This is a genomic window from Streptomyces sp. ISL-100 (assembly GCF_018614615.1).
Classification (GTDB): domain Bacteria; phylum Actinomycetota; class Actinomycetes; order Streptomycetales; family Streptomycetaceae; genus Streptomyces.
The window spans coordinates 1-21,052 of the sequence record NZ_JAGGOK010000091.1; the positions used below are offsets into that span (position 1 = coordinate 1).

The following is a 21,052-nucleotide window of genomic DNA, read 5'->3' on the forward strand; positions in this document are numbered from 1 at the left end:
CTTCATGAGTCTTCTAGGCGGTCACAGCTTCCGTGCTCTCTCAGGTGGAGTGGAGGACTCGGAAGTGGTCGGGTTTTGCCGGATCCTGATCCACGACTTGGTGGGCGTCGAAGCCCATTGCCAAACGCTGATGCCGGGCGTGCGGGAGAACTGGATCTGCCCGCGGGTGCCTTCGACTGCAACGCGCGGCCAAGATTCGGCAATGCGCGGCCGGTCCGCGCCGTGAGAACGCAGCAAGTCGGCGAGGACGGCGACCGTGTCGTGGCCCTCGAAGGCGACGAAGGAGGGCGCTTCGGCCAGCCGCTCACGGAGGGCCGTCTCGACTCGTACACCGAGCGGGCTGAGCCGCTCGGGCAGGTAGCGCAAGAACGGGATCGCGACACTGTCGTCGCCCAGCAACGTCGCCCATTCGGCGAACTCCGGTTGCCCGGCTGGAGCACCAATCATGATCTCGGCGAGGTGCGGGTCGTGGCGGACAGACTTGACGATCGACACTGCCGGCTCCGGGAAGCCGACTAACAGAAGGAGGGCTGTCGCACGGTTGTTGACGAGTTCGTCACACACAGTCGTTGGGGGCGAGAGCGTGCGCATCGAGTTCGATTACGGTGCCGCCGCGTGGAGCGAGGTAGCCCCGAAGGATGCGGAACCCTGACGCCCAGTACACACTCGGTTCGGTTGCTACGGCGATTCGACTGTGGCCCGCGCCGAGGAGGAAGTCCGCGTAGATCTGCCAGCCGTGCGACTGCGCCGGGGGAAGGCGCGCGACCCATTCCGTCGGCTCCTCGGTGAGAGCGTCGAGAACCGCTGACGAGCAGAGGAACGGCAGACCGAGCGCGTAGGCCCTGGCGGCAGCGGCGCGAGCGACGACGCCTTGACCTCCTCGATCAGAAGATCGACCGGAACCAGGAGCAGATCGTCGAGCTGCTGACGCGTCTGGTGGGCAAGGACACGGCGTCGGCCGAAACACCCGCCGCATAAGGGATGAGGGGCGGCTCAGCGCAGCGGCCTCTCCGGCCATGCTCTGACATTGCACCGGCCAAAGGGCGGCTCGATCACGGTGGGCCCTGCGTGTTCCGGCGGTTGCCGGAGATCAGGACCGGCAGGTGCTCCGACCTCGGCATAATGCTGTGCCATGTCGTCGGGTGCGACGAGCGCCTCACCCTCGCCCTGGGGACGTGTGTGCGAGGGCAGGCGGGAAGAAATCTTGAACCAGAGGAGCAGCCTTGTGACTGAGGCATTAAAGGGCAGCACGGCCAGGAACCCCTCGGCCGCCACAGTGGCTATTTCGCAGATGCACGGAATGGCCTTCGCGGCCTTGGCCGCCTGCCTCTGCGCCGTCCTCTCGGCCTTCCTCTATGTAGGCTCTATGTGCTACACCCTGGCTAATTACCGGGAATGGCACGAAGTCGTCGCGTTTGTTGTCTCCCTCGTCTTCGGCGTGATTGCGCTGCTGTCCGTGACGGCCCATCTGATCGGTGAAGCCTCGATCACCACGTATCTGATGCCGCGTGCGGGGATGTGGCTCACCTGCCTCGTACTGGCCGGGCTGCAACTCACCGCTGCTGTCCTCGGTGACGCGCATTTCTCGATGTCCGCCGTCATCGGACTGACCACCGTGCTCGCGGTGGCCGGCTTCGGTGAACTCGCCGGACACGCGGTGAGTGAGTCGGTCGCCTGACCCAGCGCCCGCCCTGCGGGGATCGTCTCAGCGGGGCCCCGCCGGGTCCTGAGTGCCCGAACCAGGTGGCTCCGCCGAGTGATCCGAGTACTGCGGTGACCAGGGCGAGCAGCAGGTAGGTCGGCTGCCGCAGGGTCAGGTGCAGGCGGCCGACGCGGAGCCCCAGGAATGGTGCCGGCTCTGTGTGGCGGTGCTTCTGCCAGGAGGCGGGGTGCGTGATGAACGCACGCGGCGGCCTGGTATCGCGAAGCCAAGGTGTACGCGTCCGCGCTGCACAGCGCACTTCAGCCCGTCTTTGATCAGGGCGTCACGCAACGGAGTCGTAGGGACCGAACGTGTCGCACCAGCCAGCTCTTTGCCAAAGCCGGACTGGCCGAGTGCCGGCTCAAACCCGCCGACCGACGCCAGCGCAAGATTCGCCCTGGACATCGACCAGGCCGACGGCGGTGACGTGCTGTGGGTAGTCGAACAGCGCGTCAGCCGCCCGGGCCCCACCCCACCGCCGCGCAAGCTCCACCTGATCTACGGACTCCACATCACCCCGAACTGCGTGACATCATCGCCGAGCAGGAACACGACGAATTCCCCGACGGCAGCCACGAAGTCGGCGTCATAGAGTGGATCGACCACCGCAAGATCGCCGCTCTGCCGCTCTTCCCGCCCAGCGGACCCGCCCTCGCTGCCCTGAGCGGCCCACGCGACCGTCACCGACGCCGCTCTGGACGCCGTCATCGACGACAACTACACCTTGGCGTGACCCCTGGCCCGCCCGCGGCAAGGAGTACGGGCATGACGGCCCGGCGGGGGGTGCATGGGTTTATCGTGCCGGGTGCCTCGGTGACGGCATGGGGTGGCGCGCGACTGGGAGTCTGGGGCCCTTCTCATGCCCCTGCTGACGCTGGGGCGTTACGCTGCGGACACAGGACCGCCCCTAGATCTGACCATGTCTACCTCCCTTGGGCAAGGCTCCGCCCCTACGGCCACAGTCATACGCGTCGCCTCAAGGGCCGCCAGGGGGTTTATGGTTCTCGGAGGGGTCTACGGGGGTGGGTGCCCTTATCGCGGCCTTCGCCGCAGCACGGACCTTCGATCTCTACGGCAAAGACTTCAGCCCCTTGGCGGGCCTTGTGCTGCTGCTCTTCGCGTCCCTTATCGGCTATCCGGGCTTCAAGCGGTTGCGCACAGGCCTGAAGTACCACCAGCAGTTCGTGAGCGTCGACGAAGCGGGCCTGTAGGTGCACAACAACTTGGGGCGGAACGTCATCCGCTGGGACACCCTCGCCGCAGTCGCCCTTCACTGGAGCAAAGCTGACAACCCGGCCGGGGAGAACTACTCGATCGAGCTGTGCCCGACCGTCCCCGTCGACCGCGACGACCCGATCATGCGGGGTCTGGTCCGCGACGAGGAACCTCTCCGTCCGGGCCTTCCTTGCCTGTGCTACCGCATCGTCGCCAACGGCCCGTACCGCGAGCCCATGATCGAGGCGATCCGGCAGCATGCCCCTCGACTCTGGCTCGGCGAGACCGAACGCGAACCGGACTACTTCGGCAGGCCCGCCTGATGAGGCAGACCGAAACGCGTGACGTGCGAGGTCAACCGCGCCTGCTCCCTTGACCGCCGTCACCGTGACGAATCCCGCCCCAGCTGCCGAACGCGGCGGAGTTTACGTCGGCCCCCTGCCTCGTCCCGAGGGTTGCTGTGAGCAGCAGTCAGTCGCGTCACGGACGGACTGTTCGCCGTCCAGCGAGGGCCGAGCGAAGGAGTTGGCGTACGCCCAGCGAACCGGCCACCTCGCCGGTCGGCTGCCCACCCAGCCCGTCGGCGACGGCGACGGCGACGACGAGCCGTGTGCCGAGGGGAAAGACGAGCGACTGGGGTTCTCGGTCATGGTGCCGCACCGCGTGCACGGCCCGACGACGAGGCTGTCCTCGTCGCCTCCAACCTCCAGAGGCACGGAGAACCTGAAGTCTTGGCACGTCTCATGGAACCGGCGATCGCCAAGCCGCGCTCGTCTGCGCCAGGGACGGATTCATCCGACAGGGCCACCGGAGACCGGCCCAGACAGGCGAGCCGCCGGGGGCAGTCGGGCCAGGCTGCGGAAGGTCTGGTTGGTACGGCTGGGCCAGCGGGCCGGTCACTCCGCGTCGGCGCGAAGGGGCACGGCTGGAGCAGATTCCACCAACCTCTGGTCAAGGGGGTTCCATGGCGCTTAACTGCCTCCACTCACCACCCCCCGCAGTCGCTTCCCAATGACGTGAAAGGACTTCCATGCCCGCACGCCGTACAGCCGCGGCCACCGCAACCCTGGTGGCCGCAGCACTGGTTTCTCCGCTCCTGGTCGCTGGGTCGGCCACCGCCGGCATCGCGACGGGATCAGGCCCCCACCGGGGCGATGCGCTGGCTCGCAAGCTGGTGAAGGAGTCCACGGCCAAGGACGCCTACCGGCACCTTCAGGTGCTGCAGAAGATCGCCGACCACAGCGACGGCAACCGGGTGGCCGGTTCGCAGGGGCACGAGTGGTCCGCCCAGTACGTCGAAGCCCTGATGAAGCGGGCAGGCTTCCAGGTCTCCAGACACGAGTTCGACTTCGTGTACACCGAGACGATCAAGGAGAGCCTGAAGGTCGTCTCGCCCACGCCGCGCGATGTGCCCATCGAGCTCATGACGTACACCGCGAATTCCCCGGCGGGCGGTGTCACCGCGCCGCTGGCGGTCGCTCCCGTCGACGCCGACGGTACGAACGGCTGTGAGCCCGGCGACTTCGCCTCCGGCACCTTCACCGGGAAGATCGCCCTGATCAAGCGCGGCGGCTGCACCTTCGCGATCAAGCAGGCCAACGCCGCCGGCGCCGGCGCGGTCGGCGCGATCATCTACAACAACACCGCAGGCGCTCTCAACGGCACCATAAGCGACCCGACGCTCGGCAAGGTCCCCACCGGTGGTGTCACCCAGGCGGACGGTGAGGCGCTTGCCGCCGAGGCGGCCAAGGGGCCGGTCGAAGTCACGCTGGACATCCGTGAGATGCGTGAGAACCGCACCACGTACAACGTGGTCGCGGAGACCCGCGGCGGGGACGTGGACAACACCGTCTTCCTCGGCGCCCACCTCGACTCGGTCGCCGCCGGCCCCGGCATCAACGACAACGGTTCCGGCTCGGCCGGCATCCTTCAGGTCGCACTGGAACTCGCCAAGACCCACACCAAGCCCAAGAACAAGGTGAAGTTCGCCTGGTGGTCGGCCGAGGAGTTCAGCCTGCTCGGTTCCAAGGCGTATGTCGCCTCACTGACAGAGGAACAGAAGAAGCAGATCAAGCTCTACCTGAACTTCGACATGATCGCGTCGCCGAACGCCGGCTACTTCGTGTACGACGGCGACGACTCGGACCGCGTCGGAGCGGGCCCGGGCCCGGAGGGCTCCGCCCAGATCGAGAAGGGCATCAACGACTTCCTCGATGCCCGGCAGATCCCCCACGAGGGCACCGACTTCACCGGCCGTTCCGACTACGGGCCGTTCATCGAGGCCGGCATCCCCTCCGGCGGCACCTTCACCGGCGCCGAGGGCATCAAGACCGCAGCCCAAGCGGGGAAGTTCGGCGGCACGGCAGGCATCGCGTACGACCCGAACTACCACGCCGCCGGCGACACCATCGAGAACATCGACATGCCGGCGTTCGACATCAACATCGACATTATCGCCGACGCCGTGGGTCACTACGCCCACGACCTCGGCCCGCTGTCCGTCCCGGTCGAGTCGGTGCCGACCGACGGCGACGCGGGCAGCGGCGGCGGCTTGCACGACGGGCACGGCCACGAGGTAACCGAGTAGCCGACCGCGGACCGAAACCGCCGCACATCGTACGAGACCCTGGCCGCGGGTGCTTTCTACTGCGGCCAGGGTCGGTGTGTGTGGGTCCGTCCGGCCAGTAGGCCAGTAAGGGGCCGCATTCTGGCCCGGGGCGGCGACCTGGGGACGCCCACAATCCCGCGTGGCGGCCTGCACTTGCCGGACACTCCGTGGTCCAGCGGGCCACAACGAGGCAGGCCGAGGCTAACTGATCATTTCAGAATGAGGTTCGGAGTCGTCGCAAGCAGATGATGCTGCAGGCGAGTTGGAGGAGTCCCATGTGGAGGTCGGCGCGTATCTCGTAGCGGATCCGGAGCCGCTTGAACTGGTGGAGCCAGGCGAAGGTCCGCTCGACGACCCAGCGGGTCTTGCCCAAGCCGGATCCGTGCGAGGCTCTGCGGCGAGCGATCTTCGACAACGCCGGCGGCATTCACCTGCTGTCGCGGATCGCCAAGGTCCACCCCCGCGTCACTAAGGCGTGGGCCGACACCGGCTACCGGACCAAGGCCATCGACCAAGGAGCCCCCGCCTGGGCATCGACGTCGACGTCGTCCGACGCGACCCTGCAGAGAAAGGCTTCAAGGTGGTTCCGCGGCGCTGGGTGGTTGAGCGGACCTTCGGCCGGCTCATGCACCACCGACGCCTCGCTCGCGCTTACGAGACCCACCCACACCGATCCGAAGCCATGATTAAGCTCGCGATGATCGACCTCACAAGCCGCAGACTCACCCGCGAGTCGACCCTTAACTGGCGGGGTGCCTGAACGCCGGCGGTGCCTGCTCCCTCGCATCAGACCTGGTAAGGCCACAGACTGACGCTGTCCCGCCTGACACGGACCTCGACCCACGTTCCATCGGCCCCATCCGGTGGCAGCGGGTCGGCGAGGTCGAAGAGAACCTGCGAGCCGCCGACTTCAAGGAAGGCTGCTTTGTCGCCGGCCAGACTCAGACGCCCCCGCAACACGAGCCGGTCGCCCTCCTCGCCCACTGCGGATGAAGCAGAGGCAGCAGGCGTCGTGTTGCTTGCCCAGGTCATGTCCTCGTCGACAATCCACTCGACATGATGCTCACGGCCCACACCACCCGGGTCACCTCGCCAGAGCACCAAGGCGGTACCCACCCCCGAGCGCACTCGCACCATCTCGGGCGGCACTGAAGCCTGCCTCGTTTCCTCTATCTCGACCAACACCCCGCAATCATCCACGGCCTCGCCCCTTTACCAAACACTCCCGCCGGGACAAAACGCCCTTATGGGCGCATCGCGGTACGCCTGCACCACCTGAGCTGCCAGTTACTTTTTACGCGCTATGCCCCCGCCCCTGGTCTGCAGAACCCTGATAAGCACTGCTCCAGGGCTGAACCACCCAACCAGCGACGTCAACTCCAGTTTGCGGTGAGACGGACCGCAGAGAGGAGGAGCGTCGGTCACCGAATGCTCGAGGCGAGCGGGGCCGAAGGCCGCTCACCCTTGCGACGCGGCTCGCCGCCGATGACGCCACTGCATGCTCCGAACGCTCACCTCCAGGCTTGCCTCCCTCAGTACCGGGCGTCGCTGAATGCCGTTCGTCCGAGCCAACAGGCGTCATGATCACGCCATTCAACGAAGCTCGCGTCCGCAAGGAATCCCGGTCGGGTAGACCTTGTCGCCGACCAGGCGCCTGGTGAGAGCCGGGCGCCAGATGAATTCCTGGGGGTTGTACGTATGGAAAGACAGTCATGGCTCCGCGGCGCGCGAATACGAGGGCTGGTTTTGTTGACGGTCGCTGCTCTCGCGCCCCTGGTGCTGCCAGCGTCCGCGGCGGAGCCGGAACCACAGCTGCGTGGGGAAACCTTCATGCAGCTACCAGGTGCCGCCACACCCGCGCTGAGCGCCTTGCAGACTCCGAAGGCCCGCAGCGCCCTGGCAAGCGAGAGCCGCCAGATTGACGACGTCCGGACGGCGCTGGAAACCGTGGGACCCGCAGCGTCGTTCGCGCCGAAGACCAGTACGCTGGCCGCCACTTCATCGGCGTCGTCCGGCGAGGCGCTGGCGGCGGCGATGGCGATCACGTATCCAGCGCCGTCTCGCGCGATGTCGCTGGACAAATGCAAGCGCAAGATGGCTGGCGACGCCAAGGTATACATCAAGTCCCGGTTTGCGGTATGTACGGGGCTGAAGGTCACCACTGTGCGGCAGCGCAGCAGTGGTGCGATCGGTACGAGCACGTTCACGGTGTATGTACGGGGAACGGTGCCCAAGGAATCCGACCGCACTATGCACTTCGACTATGACGTCGTCGACTTCACTCAGATCGGCACCACGGGCGCTGCCGCCCTCAAGATCGGCATCAAGCCCAAGATTCCGCAGGACTGGCCGGCCGCGGCCAAGCCGACCCAGAGTGGCAACTTGCCCGTCACCAAGGCCTGGCAAGAGCTGCGGTTGATCAACCCGGCGCACTTCAAGCATACGGTGCGCTACGCCCCCGGACAGGGCACTGGGGCAGGAGCGGCTGATGTCGTCTTCGCCGTGTACCAGCCCGAGATCACCTCAACGCTACCGCCCGGGTGGGTGGGGGAGAGCCCCAAGACGGGCAAGCCGTTCATGATCGCACCGCGCTGGGACGCCGCGAAGTACCTGAACAATTCCACCGGTGGCGGTAACCCCGTAAACAAGGGAAGCGCCGCGTTCAGTTACCTCGCGACGCTGAACTACAGCTCCAAGCAGGCAGCCGTAGAACGCGGCGTGGCCCTGCACATCCAGAAGGCCTTTACCAACCCGGGCGCCACCAAGCCCCCGAACGCCCTAAAGAAGGTCCCCGGGCAAAACGCAAAGACCCCGCTGCACCGCTCTGTACCTCGACGAAAGGCGACGCAAGGACAACCGCGCCCGCGCCGTCACCAGCTGCCGTAGGCACTTCGGTCCGAACTACACCGACGGCGGCAAGCAATGCGACGAGTACCCCTTCGCGACCATGTACGAAGGGTGCGCACAGGCCGAGTACGATCCGCATGCTGAGAAGAACAACTTCTCCGTGCTACCAGTGACCGGCGATGAGAACCGGGACGCGGGAATCCTGCTTTCGCAGTTCTATACGAAGAACCGCCTCATCGACGGCATGGACGACGGCTTCATCGTCAAAATCAGCTGACAGCCGGGGGCAGGAGTGAACCAGGCTCCTGCCCCCCCGGGCCCTCATGCGTCAATGGGCCAGAACTGCGCCAGGTACCGCTCCACGCCTTCCGGCACCGACTCCTGTGTCAGGCGCCGCACTTCCTCCCGGCCCGCGCAGTAGACCCGTACCTGCCACTCCCTGCCCACATCGGGGAGTCGCACGTACTCGGGCATGGGGCCGGCCACTGCCCAGAACGCCAACTCACCCGACGCACTGCGAATCCGTGCCTCACCCTGCGCCTCCCACGCCTCGCGTGCCTCCGCAGAGGGAGGCTCCGCGTCCCACACCTCGACCGTCAGAGAAGCGGTGTGGGTGTGCCCGCCGCTCTCAACATCGATACGACCGGGGTGCTCCGCCAAAAACCCTTCCGGAACACGCCCCTCGGGGTAGCCCACCGGCACGAACCGATCGTCCACCTCCTGGAAGCCGAACCCGAAGAAGTCGACCTCGACATTGAGCTCCTGCTGCTGGATCAGTTCCGCCACGCCTACTCCTTTGTGCTCGTCAACCACCCTGCCGTCGCGCGAGATCGTATAGGCCCGGCTGAAGCACCGCGGAAGACCCCCTCACCACTCCCACCAGTTTCCGGCCATGCCGACGAGTGCTGCTTCAGACGGCCACAGTCAACACGAAGGTCAGGGCCGGGCTGGCTTGTCTGTTTCTGAGAGCGGGAGACCGCGCCCGGAATGGAGGAGGGACCGTTAAGGGCTTTGTGCCCGCGAGCCGGTGAGGCGACGGACAGGCGATGGCTAACGCAGATCCGATACCGCAGCTGCTGCAACGCTCGCCCGATCAATGCCCGTCCGTGCTGGCGAGGTGATGAGTGGCGTCGAAGAGGCGGGTGATGCTCCGGGTGAGTTCGCGGGTCAAGTGCAGGCAGGTGGTGAGCCGTCGGTTGGTGCCTGCACAGGGGGTGTCACGTCCGGTGCGCAGGGCGCCGAGGAGGAGCTGGACATATGCGCAGTCTGCGAGCGCGTCCGGGCGAGTAACGGCGCGCAGTTCCAGGGATTCCCGCAGCCGGTTCAACACGGCGGCAGCCCTGTCGACATCGGCGGCGGCAGCAGGGGCGTCATCTCGTAGCAGCGTGAGCTGGCGTTGCAGTATGGCAACTATGGGATTGACGTTTCCGTAGGAGCCGCTGGCAATGTGCTGCCACACCTTAGAACCAGCGCCGCGGGATGTGTCAGGCGCGGTCGTGGTCTGATCTCTGTGATGGGGTGACGTCGGGGGAGCGAAAGCCTCGGGCGCGGGCAGGCGGCTGTGTACTGCGGCCAGTAGTGCCCGGTCGGTCGCCCGCTGGGCGCTCTCCAGAGCGTCGTTCGCCAGGTCCCCGCCCGGTTCTGAGTCGTGGTGGTGGTCGGTGCGTTGGGTGCCATCGGTCATGACTGCCCCCTCGACTGCGTGTCGGGACACAGATGTTCTCTCAAGGTGTGTCGTGCCCGGACCAGGTTCTGACGTACGGCATCTTCCCGCGTTCCCATGGCCTCCGCGATCTCCTTGGTGCTGAATCCGTCCAGGTGCCACGCCATCACTGCCCGTTGCCGCACCGGTAACCGGAACAGCAGTCCAAGGACGCGGCGCTGCTGCTCGCTGAGTTCGGCGGCTTCCAGCGGCGTGCGCCAGTCGGGCCGTGCCCGGTCACAGCGCTCGGCCACCAGCTCGTCCGGAGCCTCCACCCGCACCGCCTGGCGCAGATAGCAGCGCCAGGCCACCGTCCGAAGCCATGACCGCGGTGAGCGGATCGCGCGGCGGGACTGGGACCAGCACAGGAACGCGGTGTGCACTGCGTCCTGCGCTTCGTTCGGTGAGGGTTTCGGCTCGATTCTCGGTCTTCCCTGGTTCGTGCCGCTGGGCTGGCCTGCGGTTTTTCGAGCCGGCCGGTCGGCCGGGGCCGCGTCGAGAGGGTCTCGGTGCACCTGCGGGACGGGCCGCCTTCACGCGGAGGTGGCGGAACCCCCGCCGGACGCGTGCGGGCGTGAGCCTGTCCGGCGGCGTGGGTTTCTCCAAGGGGCGCCGCAGGTCGGCGGCGAGCGGTCGGGCGAGGCGGAGTTGGGTGTGGGCGGCGATGATCAGCCAGGTCCACAGATCGGCGGTGGCGGGGTCGCGGACCTTCGGGATGGTCCAGCCCAGGGTCTGCTTGAACAGCCGGAAGGTGTGCTCCAGGTCGAAACGACGCAGCAACGCCTTCCAGAGCCGATCGAGGTGGGCGGCGTCGGAGTCGGTGCGCGAGGACCACAGCCACACCGGCTTCGGGTCGCGATCGCCGGGCAGGTGCTCCACCTTGAGGCGGATCAGCGTTCCGTGGATCAGGGGGAGTTCACCGCAGTGGTCGAGCCAGGAGCCACGCGCCGTCAGCCGGGGGTGCATCCGGTCCCACGCCAATGCTTCGGCTGTGCTGTAGCGGGTGGTGTCGGTGGTCGTGACCGTCTCGGGGGTGTGCCAGCTCTCAGGCTTGGCGAAGGTCAGGACGCCTCCGCGCTTGGGGGGCTGTCCGCCGCGTGGGGTGGAGTGGCGGCGGCCAGGCGTCGCGGAGCATGACCCGGTCCGAGCGCAGCCGGCCGGGCAGCTCGACGGGCAGGTCCGCGAGGACATAGGCGAGACGGGTGACGTCATAGCCGGAGTCCATGACGATGAGGATGTTCGGAGTGCCAGGACGCCAGTGGCCCGCCCGGATGAGCCGGGTCACGACCTCGCGGAGCTGGGTGGCGGTCACGGCGGTCGCGTCATCGGCGGGCCCAGGCGGACCGCGTCGAGCACGGCGGTCCAGGAGGTGCGGCCCGTTTCCAGGGCGGCGACGAAGGAGTACGGCCAGCCGGGGATCGTCTGATCGGCACTGCGACCGCGCCCGTAGACGTGGCAGAACAGACGGTCGGGGCTGGTCGGTGCGTCGGGCCGCAGCCAGTGGGAGCACCCGGCGCAAGCGCCGGGACTCCATCCACCCGGTGTTCAACGCGTCGTACATCGCACCGTGTCCACGCCGGTGCTCGGCGGAGAGGGGCAGCTCCACCAACGACGTCACTGGCCCGTCGGCGCACAACACCGCCTCGGTCAGCTCGAAGAGCGCGTCCGCCCGGGTGTAGAGGCAGTCGTAGAACTCGATCCGAAACCGGGACAAACACGCCCAACAGCTCGACGCCAGAAGGCTCAAGCGGAACACTCATCACAGCGGCCGTTCTGAGAACTGGAACTCGACACTCCGAGGTTCACAGGCGGCCGCGCCTGCTGTCCGGGAAACGGCGAACCCCGGCGAGGAGCAATCCCGCCGGGGTTGAACAACAAGTTCAGCCTGGCCCGCCACACAATCCCCTCGTGGGCCACGGCTCCCATGGCGCAAGAGGCGGATCTCTCGGACGGTCACGGCTTGGATGGCCGCGAAGGCCTTGTCGGGTGAGGCGAGGGCTCGGCGGTGGTGAATCTCGTGGACGTCGAGGTGCCTGGTATCCGGTCGAGCAGCGTCTGGGCTTCGACGTCGCTCACCGGGTGCCGAGCCAGCTCATGATCGCGACGGGCAGCAGCAGCATCCACTGCGGCAGCCGGAGCAGTCGCTTCGACCAGCCGGCCGATACGGTGATGACCAGGAAGACCGTTGCATACGCGATGAAATGCACGGCCACGAACAGTGCCACCAGGTCGGTGCCCGAGGCGTGGTGCGCCATCGCCAGGTAGATCAGCGCAGCCGCGGCAAGGACCAGGTCGGCGCTCACCAGGTGCCACACCGCGTACAGAGTGCGTTTGGGGACATCTGCGAGCTCGGAGGTAAGGAGAGGCCGCACCGGGTCCCGATGTCCGGCGATGAGGTGAACACCGGCCACGCCGGCCGCGGTGACACCCGCTGCGAGAAGCCAGCCGTTCATCGGACCTCGATTCCCTTGACCACCACTGCCGCCAGCCGGCCGGCCAGCCGGCGGGTCGGGGGTTCTCCGACCAGACCCACGTGGAAGAACACCGCTCCGGCGAGCGTGTCCAGCACCAGATCCACGGGAGTGCCGGCCGGCATCTCGCCGCGCTGCGCGGCTCGGTCGAAGATGTCCACCAGGCGCTCCTTGGCGGGGGCCAGGAAGCCTGTACGGATGCGCGCTTTCAGCACAGGGTCGGCGGCGAAGTCGGCAAGGAGCCCGGGCAGCGCCGCAGCACCCGCGGGTGTGCTGAATTCGTCCACCAGCCCTTGCAGGAGCACCGTCAAGTCCCCGGCCAATGTCCCGGTGTCCGGTATCGGAGGCTCATCCATAGTGGTGAACACCGCCTCGTAGACCAGCTCGGCCTTTCCCGACCATCGTCGGTAGATGGTGTCCTTGCCGACACCGGCCCGTGCGGCCACGGCCCCGATCGACGTCGCGGCATAACCCACCTCGGCAACCAGCTCCGCAGCTGCATGGACGATCGACTCGTGCGTACGGCGATCCCGGGGGCGTCCCCTGGGGGATGGAGAAGGGTTCATGGAAATACTTTACGAGCCGACCCGTTTGATAAACAAGGGGCGCGGAGCCTGGCCCCAAGACAAGCCGACCCCGCGGCGCGGCAACGCGACCATCACCGGTCCAAGCGGTACCGGCGCCACATCGGGTGGGCTGCGGCCATCCGGGGCACCTTGGAGGTTCAACACCTTCCCCGGCGCCTGGGACATCTCTCGCGCGAGCGAGCAAGGCCGCCGCGAAGCGGTGGGCCTCGCTATCGGCCCCACGGGCCGTGGGGGACCCGCTCGAAAGGCAAGGTCGCCACCGACTCCTCGGCCTCCTGCTGCTGGCGTCCTCTCAACAGGTCACGAACACGGCGAGGTTGAACAACAAGCCCAGACGGTGATGCGCTTGCCCATGAGGGTGCCGTCGAGCTGTTCGCGGGCGAGATCGACCATGCGTTCGCGGCGCCGGTTGTTGATCGCGTCGACCTCGCGCAAGAACGTCAGGGCCTGGTCGGCGCCGAGCTCACCGGCGCGGGCCATAAAGCCGCGGATGGCCCTGGGGAGGCAGCCGCCGCCGAAGCCGAGACACCGGGGCGCATACCTCGGCGGCCGATGCGGACGTCGTGGCCGAGGACGTCGGCGAGCTGTCCGACGTCGGCGCCCACGGTCTCGCAGACTTCGGCCATCGCGTTGATGAACGAGATCTTTGTGGCGAGGAAGGAGTTCGCGGAGGCTTTCGCCAGTTCGGCGGTGGTCCAGTCTGTGACGATCGTCGGCGTCCCCGCTTCGATGATCTTGCCGAAGCACTTCCGCAGGAGGGCTTCGGCCCAGGAGTGCTTGGTGCCCGCCGCACCCGCAAAGAACTCGGCATCGCCGCCTGAACTCTGCAGAAGCCAGACACCACCGGGCCAGTCAGGTGGGGAACACCCATACGTGCAGCGCAGCCGGACGGCGAGAACCGGCGGACGGTGTCACGTGGCAGCCGCCCTGACAGACGCTAGTCACGAGCGCCTACTGGGCCTGACGGCGGTTGCGACCGTGTCCGGTCCCCAGTTCCCAGTGGAGATCCCCTATCGAAAGGCAGAGTGCCCATGCTGCGACCGCGCCCGTGGCGACGAGCTGGTCGAGGGTGGCGAAGAGCGCGTGCAGGTTCAGGCCGCATGCCCGACGGACCCGGTCGGCTTCTGCGACCCCCTGGAGGCTCTCGGGCCCGAGATAGGCTGTCAGGGCCAGTTTCGTCAGCCGCGCTGCCGCAGGCAGCCGCCGTGCTTCCACGCACGAGGCCGTACGGGCGGCCCAGTCGGCGGCCCGTTGGCGTTCTGAGCTGCCGGAGGCCTGAGGCCTCCGGCTTGGGCGTGCCCGCTGTGCGACAACATCGGGGTTACTCCGTCGAGTGGCCAGGAGTCCGGGCAATGAGGGCGTTGATTGTCTTGCCGGGGCCAGGGCCGGGTGTGATGGTCACGCAGTCGGTCAGGCGGTGGACCATGTGCCAGCCGAAGCCTCCGCTGCCGCCGTTGAGGTCGGGGGTGACCTCGCGCGGGGGTGAGGGGTTGGGGTCGCTGACTGCGGCGCTCACCGCGTCGGGGCCGGCGGACAGTTCGAGGGTGTAGCGGCCGCCGCCGTGGCGCACGGCGTTGGTGACGAGTTCGGACACCACAAGGACGAGCGTGTCCGCCACGTCCGCCCCGAGTGCCGGGCTGAGGCTGTTGGCGAATGCGCGGGCGATCTCGCGGGTCCGATGAATGTCAGCTGTGCTGTCGCCCATTGTTCGGTGTGAGACAACCGTGTTGGTGATCTTTGTGTCGTTCATGCACGTACACCCCACCTTGATCGGTTGTACCGCTTTGCAGAACAGGTAGCGTGCCCGCTCGAGCAGCTTCCACACGCGGACGGCAGAATCCTGGCTTCTCCAACTGAAGGAAATCTGTGGTGGCGGTAGTAGACATTGCCGTTTGGTCGGGTAGGGTTTTGCTCGTAGCCAGGACAGTAAGTGAGGCGCGGCAGGGATGAACTGCCGCGTATGCAGGTTCTAGCGAGTTGTGGCACGGCAGCGGAACCTGAGGGCCGGATGCGCCAGGGTCCTCGGGTTGGCTGTCGGGCCGACGGCCCACAGGGGTCGTGAGCAGTCCCGCAGTTCCCGCAGTACGAGAGATTGATCGCAAGGAAAGAAGGAGGTAGACGCCATCAGGATCGCCCGGGCGAGGAAGAGTCCGCTCGGGTACCGAAGGCCCCCGGAAGGTAGGTGGTCCCCGGTCACGCATCCGCGATCCCCGCGTTCCCGTCCATCCCCCCGGCGGAGATGCGGAAGAAGGAAGCCGGCACGGAAGTAGCCGGTAGATGGTGTTGCTTTCCCTGACCCTGGTGCCATGCGGCACCAGGGTCCCTTCACAGGTTCAGGTGTGCAGGAGCCGGGCGTGCCGCCGCTCATCCAGTAGCAGAGCTCCTGGGCGGCGCCGTGCGCGCCAGTGCCAGCGGCTCTCCGACCTAAGAAGCCTGGGGCCTGAGCGCACCCGGACTCATCAAGTGTCGGGTTACGTGCATTCCACGGCCGCATCGGCTCGCACATCCGGGTATCACCCTTCGCAGCAGAAACGATGCGCCCGCTCGGCCCTACCTAGTTTCGGTGAGGGATGGCGTGTGCTCAGAACCTGCTCAGTCTTGCGGTTTCGCTGTGTAGATCCAATTGAAGCCGTCGTATCCGGTGCCGTCGAGGTGTTCCGCCCGGGTCAGGCCGGCTCGTACCGCCACGCGCTGGGAAGCGGTGTTGGCCGGCCGGACTCGGGCAATCAGCGGGAGATCGGGAATGTGCCGGGATGCCCAGCTGGTGACTGCGGTCGCGGCCTCACTGGCGAAGCCATGGCCCCATGCGGAGGTGGCGAAACGGTAGAAGAGGTTGAGAACCTTCAGGTCGTTCAGATCCATGGGCTTGATGCCGCAGAAGCCCAGTCGCAGCGCAGAGTTGTGGGGTCGGACGACCCAGTACCCGTATCCGCAGCTGTGCCACTGGTCGTTCCAGCGTTGATAGAGCTCTCTGGCCTCTTCGGGTCGGGCGAGCGCGTCGGAGGGATTGTGCAGGCAGGTTCCGGGGTCACTGTGGATCGCAAAGATCGCATCGATATCGGCTTCAATCGGACGCCGCAGTGACAGTCGGGCGGTCTGCAGCTCTTCGCTTGCCGGGCTCCGGTTGCTCATAAGAAAATCGTAGATTGGGCTTTTGAGCTGTCCCACCTGTGACGAGGACTCACATTGCGGGCGCAAGCCTCGGGGGGCCTGTCGAGTTCAGTGTCCGCCGCCGTCGGGGGGCAGCCGTCGTCAGGGCGTGTATCGACAGCGGAGCGCCGGCACTGACTGCCAGGACCACCAGCACGCTGCCGGGGATGCTCACCGTCAGGGCCGGACGCCGCTGCCATGCGGGCGAAGGCGCGGAAGTCCTGGATCGCGGAACGGCCATCCTGTTCCTTCAGCCGCGACCGGGGACGAACGGCCGCGCACCAGGCGCACGCCCGGCCTGGACTTCCCTACCCCCCCAGTCGGCGCGCTGGTTGACCGCTGTACGTCACCACTCGTTGACCCACCGTCAATTCAGGGCTCCTAGGTTCCGGAAGCACACCCCCCGCGACCCCGCCGCCCGACCGGTGTGGCAGGGACGGTCACGATCCCCTGGAGTGATCAAGTGGAACGTCGTAGTTTCCTGCGTGGAGCGGTCGCCGGCGGCACAGCAGCGGCATTCGGCTACACCCTCATGCAGGGCGCCGCCTACGCGGCGCCGGCCCAGAAAGGCCCGGGCCCGTACGGAGCGCTCGGCACGGCAGACGCCAACGGCATCCAGCTGCCCAGCGGTTTCACCAGCCGGGTGATCGCCCGGTCCGGCCAGAAGGTCGGCTCCACCGCCTACACCTGGCACAACGCACCCGACGGTGGCGCCTGTTTCGCCGACGGCACGGGCTGGATCTACGTCTCCAACTCGGAGATCTCCTCCACCGGCGGCGCGGGCACGATCAAGTTCAACTCGACGGGTTCCATCACCGGCTCATACCGGATCCTGTCCAACACCAACCGCAACTGCGCCGGCGGGGCCACCCCTTGGAACACCTGGCTGTCCTGCGAGGAGGTCAGCACCGGCTACGTCTACGAGACCGACCCGTGGGGCGTGAACGCCGCCGTGCGCCGCGATGCCATGGGCCGCTTCAACCACGAGGCGGCCGCCGCCGACCCTGTCCGCAAGGTGATCTACCTGACCGAGGACGCGTCGGACGGCTGCTTCTACCGGTACGTTCCGTCCACGTGGGGCAACCTGTCGGCGGGCACGCTCCAGGTCCTCAAGGCCGGAACGGCCACATCCGGCAGCTTCACCTGGGCGACCGTGCCCGACCCGGACGGCTCGCCCACCCCGACCCGCGACCAGGTCTCCGGCGCCAAGCTGTTCAACGGCGGCGAGGGTTGCCACTACGCCAACGACACCGTCTGGTTCACCACCAAGGGCGACAACCGCGTCTGGCAGCTCAACCTGGCCGCCAGCACCTACGAGCTGGCCTACGACGACAACCTGGTCGTCGGCGGCGGCGCCCCGCTGACCGGCGTCGACAACATCACCGGCTCGTCCTCCGGCGACCTGTACGTCGCGGAGGACGGCGGCAACATGGAGATCTGCCTCATCACCCCGGACGACGTGGTCGCGACGTTCCTGCGGATCACCGGCCAGTCCTCCTCCGAGATCTGCGGACCGGCCTTCTCGCCCAACGGCCAGCGCCTGTACTTCTCCAGCCAGCGCGGTACGAGCGGCAGCTCGTCCGGCGGCATCACCTACGAAGTCACGGGCCCCTTCCGCAGCTGACCGGCCCACCGTCACGACCAGCGAAACGGATGGGCGGGCCTCACGCCACAGGGGCCCGCCCATCCCCGCCACTACAGCCCGCGCGCCCCGCCACAACCCATCCCGCCGCCACGTTCGGCGAGGCCGTCAGCGCCTCCGCCGCGGCCCCACCCCGCAGCAGCGCCACACCCAGCGGCATCATCGTGTGCAGTACGGAGTTGCCGTGCCGCAGGGTGACGAGCAGGCCGGCCTCGCGCGGTACGCACGCGTGCTGGCTCGCCCAGGTCGGCGAGATGCTTGCTCTGAGGGCCAGTTCGCTCGTCGTGCAGCCGCCTCCCATGGCTCCCAGGACCCTAGAAGCTGTGTGGCCGACCAGGCGGCCCAGGGCGGTGGCGGGGGCGTCGGTGAGGGCCAGTGGCTTCGTTCATTTCTAGGAACAACGTTTGTCGACGGGTTGTGGCAGCAGTTGGTGATCAACCGGCTCGTGGATGTTCACCAGAAGTGGTTCTGGCTCAGCTTCTGTGGTGCGGCCACGCTGAGTGAGCGGTTCAGGTAGCGGGTGACCCATCCCGGTGACAAGAATGAACCGGCGGTCAGTCCCCCGCCTCTGCTGCCGGCCACGTGCTCAAGAACTGCTTCGCTGCCTCAACCGCTTCCCCGTTGAGCTCCTCGAAAGCGACTCCCCAGCTCTCCTCCCAGCCGTCCAGGCTATGCGCGCAGTGGACGAGCGGTTCCAGCTCTTCGGGGTAGCCCAGGTCATGGGCGATGTCTGCCCAGATGAGGTGGGTACCAGCGGCTGGATCCAGGGATCCGTCGGCGATCTGTCCGGCAACCCAGTAGGCCATCGCCCACTTCGCGGCCCGAGGGTCAGCGGGCGGGTGGAAGAGCAGCCCCAACTCGTCCAGCACCCGGTCGAAGAGTGCCGGCGCTTCAGGCTCTTCGTTCCGGAGGAGGCCGGCCAGCATGGCGAGGGAGGGATTCTCAACCCCGGCAATCAGCGCGTTCAGCCCCGCTTTGATAAGCCGGTCAGACCCGACGTGCCTACCGAACGCCCTCTCGCGCGCAATGTGGCTGAGCTGTTTGAGAGCGTCGTCGCGTGTCATCACAGTCTTCTCGATCGGCATCGGGGAGAAGGAGGCTCGCATATCCGCAGACGGTGCTGCCATCGAGTTCCTCCTGCCTGATTCGGTGATCAGGACATGAGAACCCGTTTCCGCAGGAGGGCGAAGCCCGCGCGGCCGAACATCTTGCGCTTGAGCATCTTGATGCGGTTGACATGGCCTTCGACGACGCCCGAATTCCAGGGAAGGGTGAGGCCGGCAATGACGGCTTCGCGGTCGCGGTCGATGCCCGCGGCGAGGGTGTGGAGGCTGGGGAGGTCGTCCTGTCTGACGGCATCCAGCCAGTCCGGCAGCCGCTCGCCCTCGCGCTCGGTAAGCATGGTCGCGAAGGACCGGACGTGCCTGGTGAGTGCGTCGATCTCGGGGCAGTTGGCCCGGACGATCTTCAAGTGGAGTTTGTTCGGTCTCGGAGAGGGATTCCGGGCGGCGGAGGACCCATCCCGCGACGGCCCGGGCGAGGGCGGGCGGGCTGTCACGGGCCGCGGGGGATGTGCGCTTCTGGCGGATGTAGGCGCGAACGCGCTGGTAGCTGCCCTGATAGCCGAGCGGCACGATCTCCTCCCATAGCTTCCACGCGTTGGTGCGGCCCTCATTCCAGCGGTCGTCCAGGTAGGGCTTGTAATCGTCGAGGACGAGTAATTGTCAAGAGTTGTGGATCAGTGGGGTTGTTCAGGCTGCGGTGACTTCGGGGCGTTCGACGAGGTGACCGTTCTCGAAGCGGGCGCCGTTGCGGACGAGGGCGACGAGGTGGGGTGCGGTGATCGCGCGCCAGCGGGCCTGTGCGGACTCGACGAGCTTGAACACCATCGCCAGGGCCGCGGCCGGGCTGCCGGCCCCGCGGGTGACCTTGGTCCTCAACTTCACGGTGCTGAAAGTGCTCTCGATGGGATTTGTCGTGCGCAGGTGCACCCAGTGCTCGGCGGGGAAGTCGTAGAACGCGAGGAGCTCGTCGGCCTCTTCGGTGACCTTCTTGGCCGCTTTCGGCCACTTCGCTCCGTAGGCGCGCTCGAAGTCCTTGATCGCCTTCTCGGCGTGGTCGCGGTCCTCGGCGTTGTAGATCTCCTGCAGGGCCTTCTTCGCGCCGGGCTGAGCCGACTTCGGTAGCGCGTTCATCACATTGCGGACCTTGTGAACCCAGCACCTCTGGTGCCTGGCCTGCGGAAATACCTCTGCGAGGGCCCTCCACAGGCCCATCGCGCCGTCGCCGACGACGAGTTCGGGATCGCGCATGCCGCGTCGGCGGCAGTCACGCAGCAGATCCGCCCACGACTCGGTCGATTCACGCAGCCCCTCGGCCAGCGCGATGAGTTCCTTGCGGCCGTCGGGGCGCACGCCCATGAGGACCAGGACGCAGGAGTGGGCCTGGCCGAGGCGGACCTTGGGGTGGACGCCGTCGGCCCACACGTAGACGTAGTCGGAATCCGACAGGTCGCGGGCCTGGAAGGCGGTGTGGTCGTCGGTCCACTGCTTCGTCAGCCGGGTCACCGTCGCCGGCGAGAGGCCGGCCGAGGAGCCCAGGAACTGCTCCATCGCGGGCACGAAATCCCCGGAGGACAGTCCGTGGAGGTAGAGCAGGGGCAGGACCTCGCTGATCTTCGGGGACTTTGCGGCACCACGGCGCGAGGATCTTCGACGAGAACCGCTTGCGCTCACCGGTCTCCACGTCGACGCGCTTGTCGTTCACGCGGGGCGCGTTCACCGCGACCGGCCCGGCGGCGGTGGTCACCGTCCGTTTGCGATGATGGCCGTTGCGGACCACCAGACGGCGGCCGACCTCGTCCCGCTCACCGGCCAGCTCGGCTATGTACTGGTTGACTTCGGCCTCCAGGGCCGCGGCGAGCATCCGCCGGGCACCCTCGCGGACGATGTCGTCCATCAGGGATCCGGTCTCGGTGGTTCCGTCGTTGTTGACTACGCTGAGCACGGGCGTGCCTTCCCAACCCGCGGTGCAACGCGGGTCTACTCGGTGACCATCAATCGATCACTCGGGAAGGTACGCCCTCCGCGTTCCGCGAGGCACCCCTCCCGAGGCCGATCCACAGACAT

22 protein-coding genes and 6 pseudogenes are annotated in these 21,052 nt (G+C 67.2%); 8 read left to right on the forward strand and 20 right to left on the reverse strand.

The window, feature by feature from the left end; genetic code table 11:
- Window positions 1-40: 40 nt before the first annotated feature.
- Window positions 41-1,018, reverse strand: a pseudogene (locus J7E89_RS34180) (ABC transporter substrate-binding protein).
- 207 nt (window positions 1,019-1,225) lie between these two features.
- Here J7E89_RS34180 and J7E89_RS34185 point away from each other — a divergent pair.
- The gene (locus tag J7E89_RS34185; protein ID WP_214979315.1) at window positions 1,226-1,678 is read left to right on the forward strand and encodes a hypothetical protein; all 453 of its coding nucleotides are present in this window, start codon (window positions 1,226-1,228) and stop codon (window positions 1,676-1,678) included.
- Between the two features lie 522 nt (window positions 1,679-2,200).
- On the opposite strand, the gene J7E89_RS34190 is transcribed toward J7E89_RS34185, so the two are convergent.
- Entirely contained in the window at window positions 2,201-2,410 is a 210-nt protein-coding gene (locus J7E89_RS34190) for a hypothetical protein (protein WP_214979317.1), read from the reverse strand.
- A gap of 314 nt (window positions 2,411-2,724) precedes the next feature.
- On the opposite strand from J7E89_RS34190, the gene J7E89_RS34195 reads away from it, so the two are divergent.
- Complete coding sequence (locus J7E89_RS34195; RefSeq protein ID WP_214979319.1) at window positions 2,725-2,913, forward strand: hypothetical protein; 189 nt, start codon at window positions 2,725-2,727, stop codon at window positions 2,911-2,913.
- The gene (locus J7E89_RS34200) at window positions 2,914-3,240 is read left to right on the forward strand and encodes a hypothetical protein (RefSeq protein ID WP_214979321.1); all 327 of its coding nucleotides are present in this window, start codon (window positions 2,914-2,916) and stop codon (window positions 3,238-3,240) included.
- A gap of 157 nt (window positions 3,241-3,397) precedes the next feature.
- Here the strand turns inward: J7E89_RS34200 and J7E89_RS34205 are convergent, their stop codons facing one another.
- On the reverse strand, window positions 3,398-3,577 hold the full coding sequence (locus tag J7E89_RS34205) for a hypothetical protein (protein WP_214979323.1): 180 nt from the start codon (window positions 3,575-3,577) through the stop codon (window positions 3,398-3,400).
- Between the two features lie 370 nt (window positions 3,578-3,947).
- On the opposite strand from J7E89_RS34205, the gene J7E89_RS34210 reads away from it, so the two are divergent.
- Entirely contained in the window at window positions 3,948-5,504 is a 1,557-nt protein-coding gene (locus tag J7E89_RS34210; protein WP_214979325.1) for a M28 family metallopeptidase, read from the forward strand.
- Between the two features lie 235 nt (window positions 5,505-5,739).
- Here J7E89_RS34210 and J7E89_RS42510 read toward each other — a convergent pair.
- Window positions 5,740-6,040 (reverse strand): annotated as a pseudogene (locus tag J7E89_RS42510) (transposase); the annotation flags it as partial.
- 65 nt (window positions 6,041-6,105) lie between these two features.
- On the opposite strand from J7E89_RS42510, the gene J7E89_RS42515 reads away from it, so the two are divergent.
- Complete coding sequence (locus J7E89_RS42515) at window positions 6,106-6,285, forward strand: hypothetical protein (protein WP_374196951.1); 180 nt, start codon at window positions 6,106-6,108, stop codon at window positions 6,283-6,285.
- A gap of 26 nt (window positions 6,286-6,311) precedes the next feature.
- On the opposite strand, the gene J7E89_RS34225 is transcribed toward J7E89_RS42515, so the two are convergent.
- Window positions 6,312-6,599 carry a hypothetical protein gene (locus J7E89_RS34225; RefSeq protein ID WP_308315693.1) on the reverse strand — a complete coding sequence of 96 codons (288 nt, stop codon included), beginning with the start codon at window positions 6,597-6,599 and terminating at the stop codon, window positions 6,312-6,314.
- Between the two features lie 756 nt (window positions 6,600-7,355).
- Between J7E89_RS34225 and J7E89_RS34230 the strand changes: the two genes are divergently transcribed.
- Both J7E89_RS34230 and J7E89_RS34235 read left to right on the forward strand, forming a co-directional pair.
- Window positions 7,356-8,411 (forward strand): hypothetical protein, encoded by a 1,056-nt coding sequence (locus tag J7E89_RS34230; protein ID WP_214979327.1) that lies wholly within the window; start codon window positions 7,356-7,358, stop codon window positions 8,409-8,411.
- Window positions 8,350-8,649 carry a NucA/NucB deoxyribonuclease domain-containing protein gene (locus J7E89_RS34235; protein WP_214979352.1) on the forward strand — a complete coding sequence of 100 codons (300 nt, stop codon included), beginning with the start codon at window positions 8,350-8,352 and terminating at the stop codon, window positions 8,647-8,649. The genes J7E89_RS34230 and J7E89_RS34235 overlap by 62 nt, the downstream gene beginning before the upstream one ends.
- A 44-nt stretch (window positions 8,650-8,693) precedes the next feature.
- Here J7E89_RS34235 and J7E89_RS34240 read toward each other — a convergent pair whose 3' ends face one another.
- The 11 genes and pseudogenes from J7E89_RS34240 to J7E89_RS34285 all read right to left on the reverse strand — a co-directional run bounded on the left by J7E89_RS34240 (window position 8,694) and on the right by J7E89_RS34285 (window position 16,264).
- Window positions 8,694-9,158, reverse strand: coding sequence for a hypothetical protein (locus J7E89_RS34240; RefSeq protein ID WP_214979329.1), 465 nt, complete (start codon window positions 9,156-9,158; stop codon window positions 8,694-8,696).
- 307 nt (window positions 9,159-9,465) lie between these two features.
- Window positions 9,466-10,056 carry a hypothetical protein gene (locus J7E89_RS34245; RefSeq protein WP_214979331.1) on the reverse strand — a complete coding sequence of 197 codons (591 nt, stop codon included), beginning with the start codon at window positions 10,054-10,056 and terminating at the stop codon, window positions 9,466-9,468.
- Window positions 10,053-10,415, reverse strand: coding sequence for a sigma-70 family RNA polymerase sigma factor (locus J7E89_RS34250; RefSeq protein ID WP_308315694.1), 363 nt, complete (start codon window positions 10,413-10,415; stop codon window positions 10,053-10,055). Before J7E89_RS34250 ends, J7E89_RS34245 begins: the two co-directional genes overlap by 4 nt.
- The gene (locus tag J7E89_RS42185) at window positions 10,312-11,055 is read right to left on the reverse strand and encodes a hypothetical protein (RefSeq protein WP_308315695.1); all 744 of its coding nucleotides are present in this window, start codon (window positions 11,053-11,055) and stop codon (window positions 10,312-10,314) included. Before J7E89_RS42185 ends, J7E89_RS34250 begins: the two co-directional genes overlap by 104 nt.
- Window positions 11,056-11,119: 64 nt before the next feature.
- A pseudogene (locus J7E89_RS41400) lies at window positions 11,120-11,830 on the reverse strand (transposase).
- A 316-nt stretch (window positions 11,831-12,146) separates the two neighbouring features.
- Complete coding sequence (locus J7E89_RS34260; protein WP_214979335.1) at window positions 12,147-12,527, reverse strand: hypothetical protein; 381 nt, start codon at window positions 12,525-12,527, stop codon at window positions 12,147-12,149.
- Window positions 12,524-13,111 carry a TetR/AcrR family transcriptional regulator gene (locus J7E89_RS34265; protein WP_214979337.1) on the reverse strand — a complete coding sequence of 196 codons (588 nt, stop codon included), beginning with the start codon at window positions 13,109-13,111 and terminating at the stop codon, window positions 12,524-12,526. Before J7E89_RS34265 ends, J7E89_RS34260 begins: the two co-directional genes overlap by 4 nt.
- A 354-nt stretch (window positions 13,112-13,465) precedes the next feature.
- A pseudogene (locus tag J7E89_RS34270) lies at window positions 13,466-13,917 on the reverse strand (UDP-glucose 6-dehydrogenase); the annotation flags it as partial.
- A gap of 166 nt (window positions 13,918-14,083) precedes the next feature.
- Complete coding sequence (locus J7E89_RS34275) at window positions 14,084-14,347, reverse strand: hypothetical protein (RefSeq protein ID WP_214979339.1); 264 nt, start codon at window positions 14,345-14,347, stop codon at window positions 14,084-14,086.
- Between the two features lie 106 nt (window positions 14,348-14,453).
- A complete protein-coding gene (locus tag J7E89_RS34280) occupies window positions 14,454-14,882 on the reverse strand; it encodes an ATP-binding protein (RefSeq protein ID WP_214979341.1) in 429 nt (142 codons plus the stop codon).
- 842 nt (window positions 14,883-15,724) lie between these two features.
- Window positions 15,725-16,264 carry a GNAT family N-acetyltransferase gene (locus J7E89_RS34285; RefSeq protein WP_214979343.1) on the reverse strand — a complete coding sequence of 180 codons (540 nt, stop codon included), beginning with the start codon at window positions 16,262-16,264 and terminating at the stop codon, window positions 15,725-15,727.
- Between the two features lie 481 nt (window positions 16,265-16,745).
- Between J7E89_RS34285 and J7E89_RS34290 the strand changes: the two genes are divergently transcribed.
- The gene (locus J7E89_RS34290) at window positions 16,746-17,906 is read left to right on the forward strand and encodes an alkaline phosphatase PhoX (protein ID WP_214979345.1); all 1,161 of its coding nucleotides are present in this window, start codon (window positions 16,746-16,748) and stop codon (window positions 17,904-17,906) included.
- A 40-nt stretch (window positions 17,907-17,946) separates the two neighbouring features.
- On the opposite strand, the pseudogene J7E89_RS34295 reads toward J7E89_RS34290, so the two are convergent.
- From J7E89_RS34295 to J7E89_RS34310, 4 genes and pseudogenes are all read right to left on the reverse strand, one after another.
- Window positions 17,947-18,282 (reverse strand): annotated as a pseudogene (locus J7E89_RS34295) (hypothetical protein); the annotation flags it as partial.
- A gap of 196 nt (window positions 18,283-18,478) precedes the next feature.
- Window positions 18,479-19,009 (reverse strand): hypothetical protein, encoded by a 531-nt coding sequence (locus J7E89_RS34300; RefSeq protein WP_251061467.1) that lies wholly within the window; start codon window positions 19,007-19,009, stop codon window positions 18,479-18,481.
- A gap of 68 nt (window positions 19,010-19,077) precedes the next feature.
- Window positions 19,078-19,599 carry a transposase gene (locus J7E89_RS42520; protein ID WP_374196952.1) on the reverse strand — a complete coding sequence of 174 codons (522 nt, stop codon included), beginning with the start codon at window positions 19,597-19,599 and terminating at the stop codon, window positions 19,078-19,080.
- Window positions 19,600-19,675: 76 nt separating this feature from the next.
- Window positions 19,676-20,930, reverse strand: a pseudogene (locus tag J7E89_RS34310) (IS256 family transposase).
- Between the last annotated feature and the right edge of the window lie 122 nt (window positions 20,931-21,052).

What these genes read in the sequence shown, in the direction of transcription:
- J7E89_RS34190 (WP_214979317.1), bottom strand. Translation starts at nt 2,410, where the DNA reads ATGACGGCGTCCAGAGCGGCGTCGGTGACGGTCGCGTGGGCCGCTCAG.
- J7E89_RS34210 (WP_214979325.1), top strand. Translation starts at nt 3,948, where the DNA reads ATGCCCGCACGCCGTACAGCCGCGGCCACCGCAACCCTGGTGGCCGCA.
- J7E89_RS34230 (WP_214979327.1), top strand. Translation starts at nt 7,356, where the DNA reads ATGCAGCTACCAGGTGCCGCCACACCCGCGCTGAGCGCCTTGCAGACT.
- J7E89_RS34245 (WP_214979331.1), bottom strand. Translation starts at nt 10,056, where the DNA reads ATGACCGATGGCACCCAACGCACCGACCACCACCACGACTCAGAACCG.
- J7E89_RS34260 (WP_214979335.1), bottom strand. Translation starts at nt 12,527, where the DNA reads ATGAACGGCTGGCTTCTCGCAGCGGGTGTCACCGCGGCCGGCGTGGCC.
- J7E89_RS34265 (WP_214979337.1), bottom strand. Translation starts at nt 13,111, where the DNA reads ATGAACCCTTCTCCATCCCCCAGGGGACGCCCCCGGGATCGCCGTACG.
- J7E89_RS34280 (WP_214979341.1), bottom strand. Translation starts at nt 14,882, where the DNA reads ATGAACGACACAAAGATCACCAACACGGTTGTCTCACACCGAACAATG.
- J7E89_RS34285 (WP_214979343.1), bottom strand. Translation starts at nt 16,264, where the DNA reads ATGAGCAACCGGAGCCCGGCAAGCGAAGAGCTGCAGACCGCCCGACTG.
- J7E89_RS34300 (WP_251061467.1), bottom strand. Translation starts at nt 19,009, where the DNA reads ATGCCGATCGAGAAGACTGTGATGACACGCGACGACGCTCTCAAACAG.
- J7E89_RS42520 (WP_374196952.1), bottom strand. Translation starts at nt 19,599, where the DNA reads ATGAGGGCCGCACCAACGCGTGGAAGCTATGGGAGGAGATCGTGCCGC.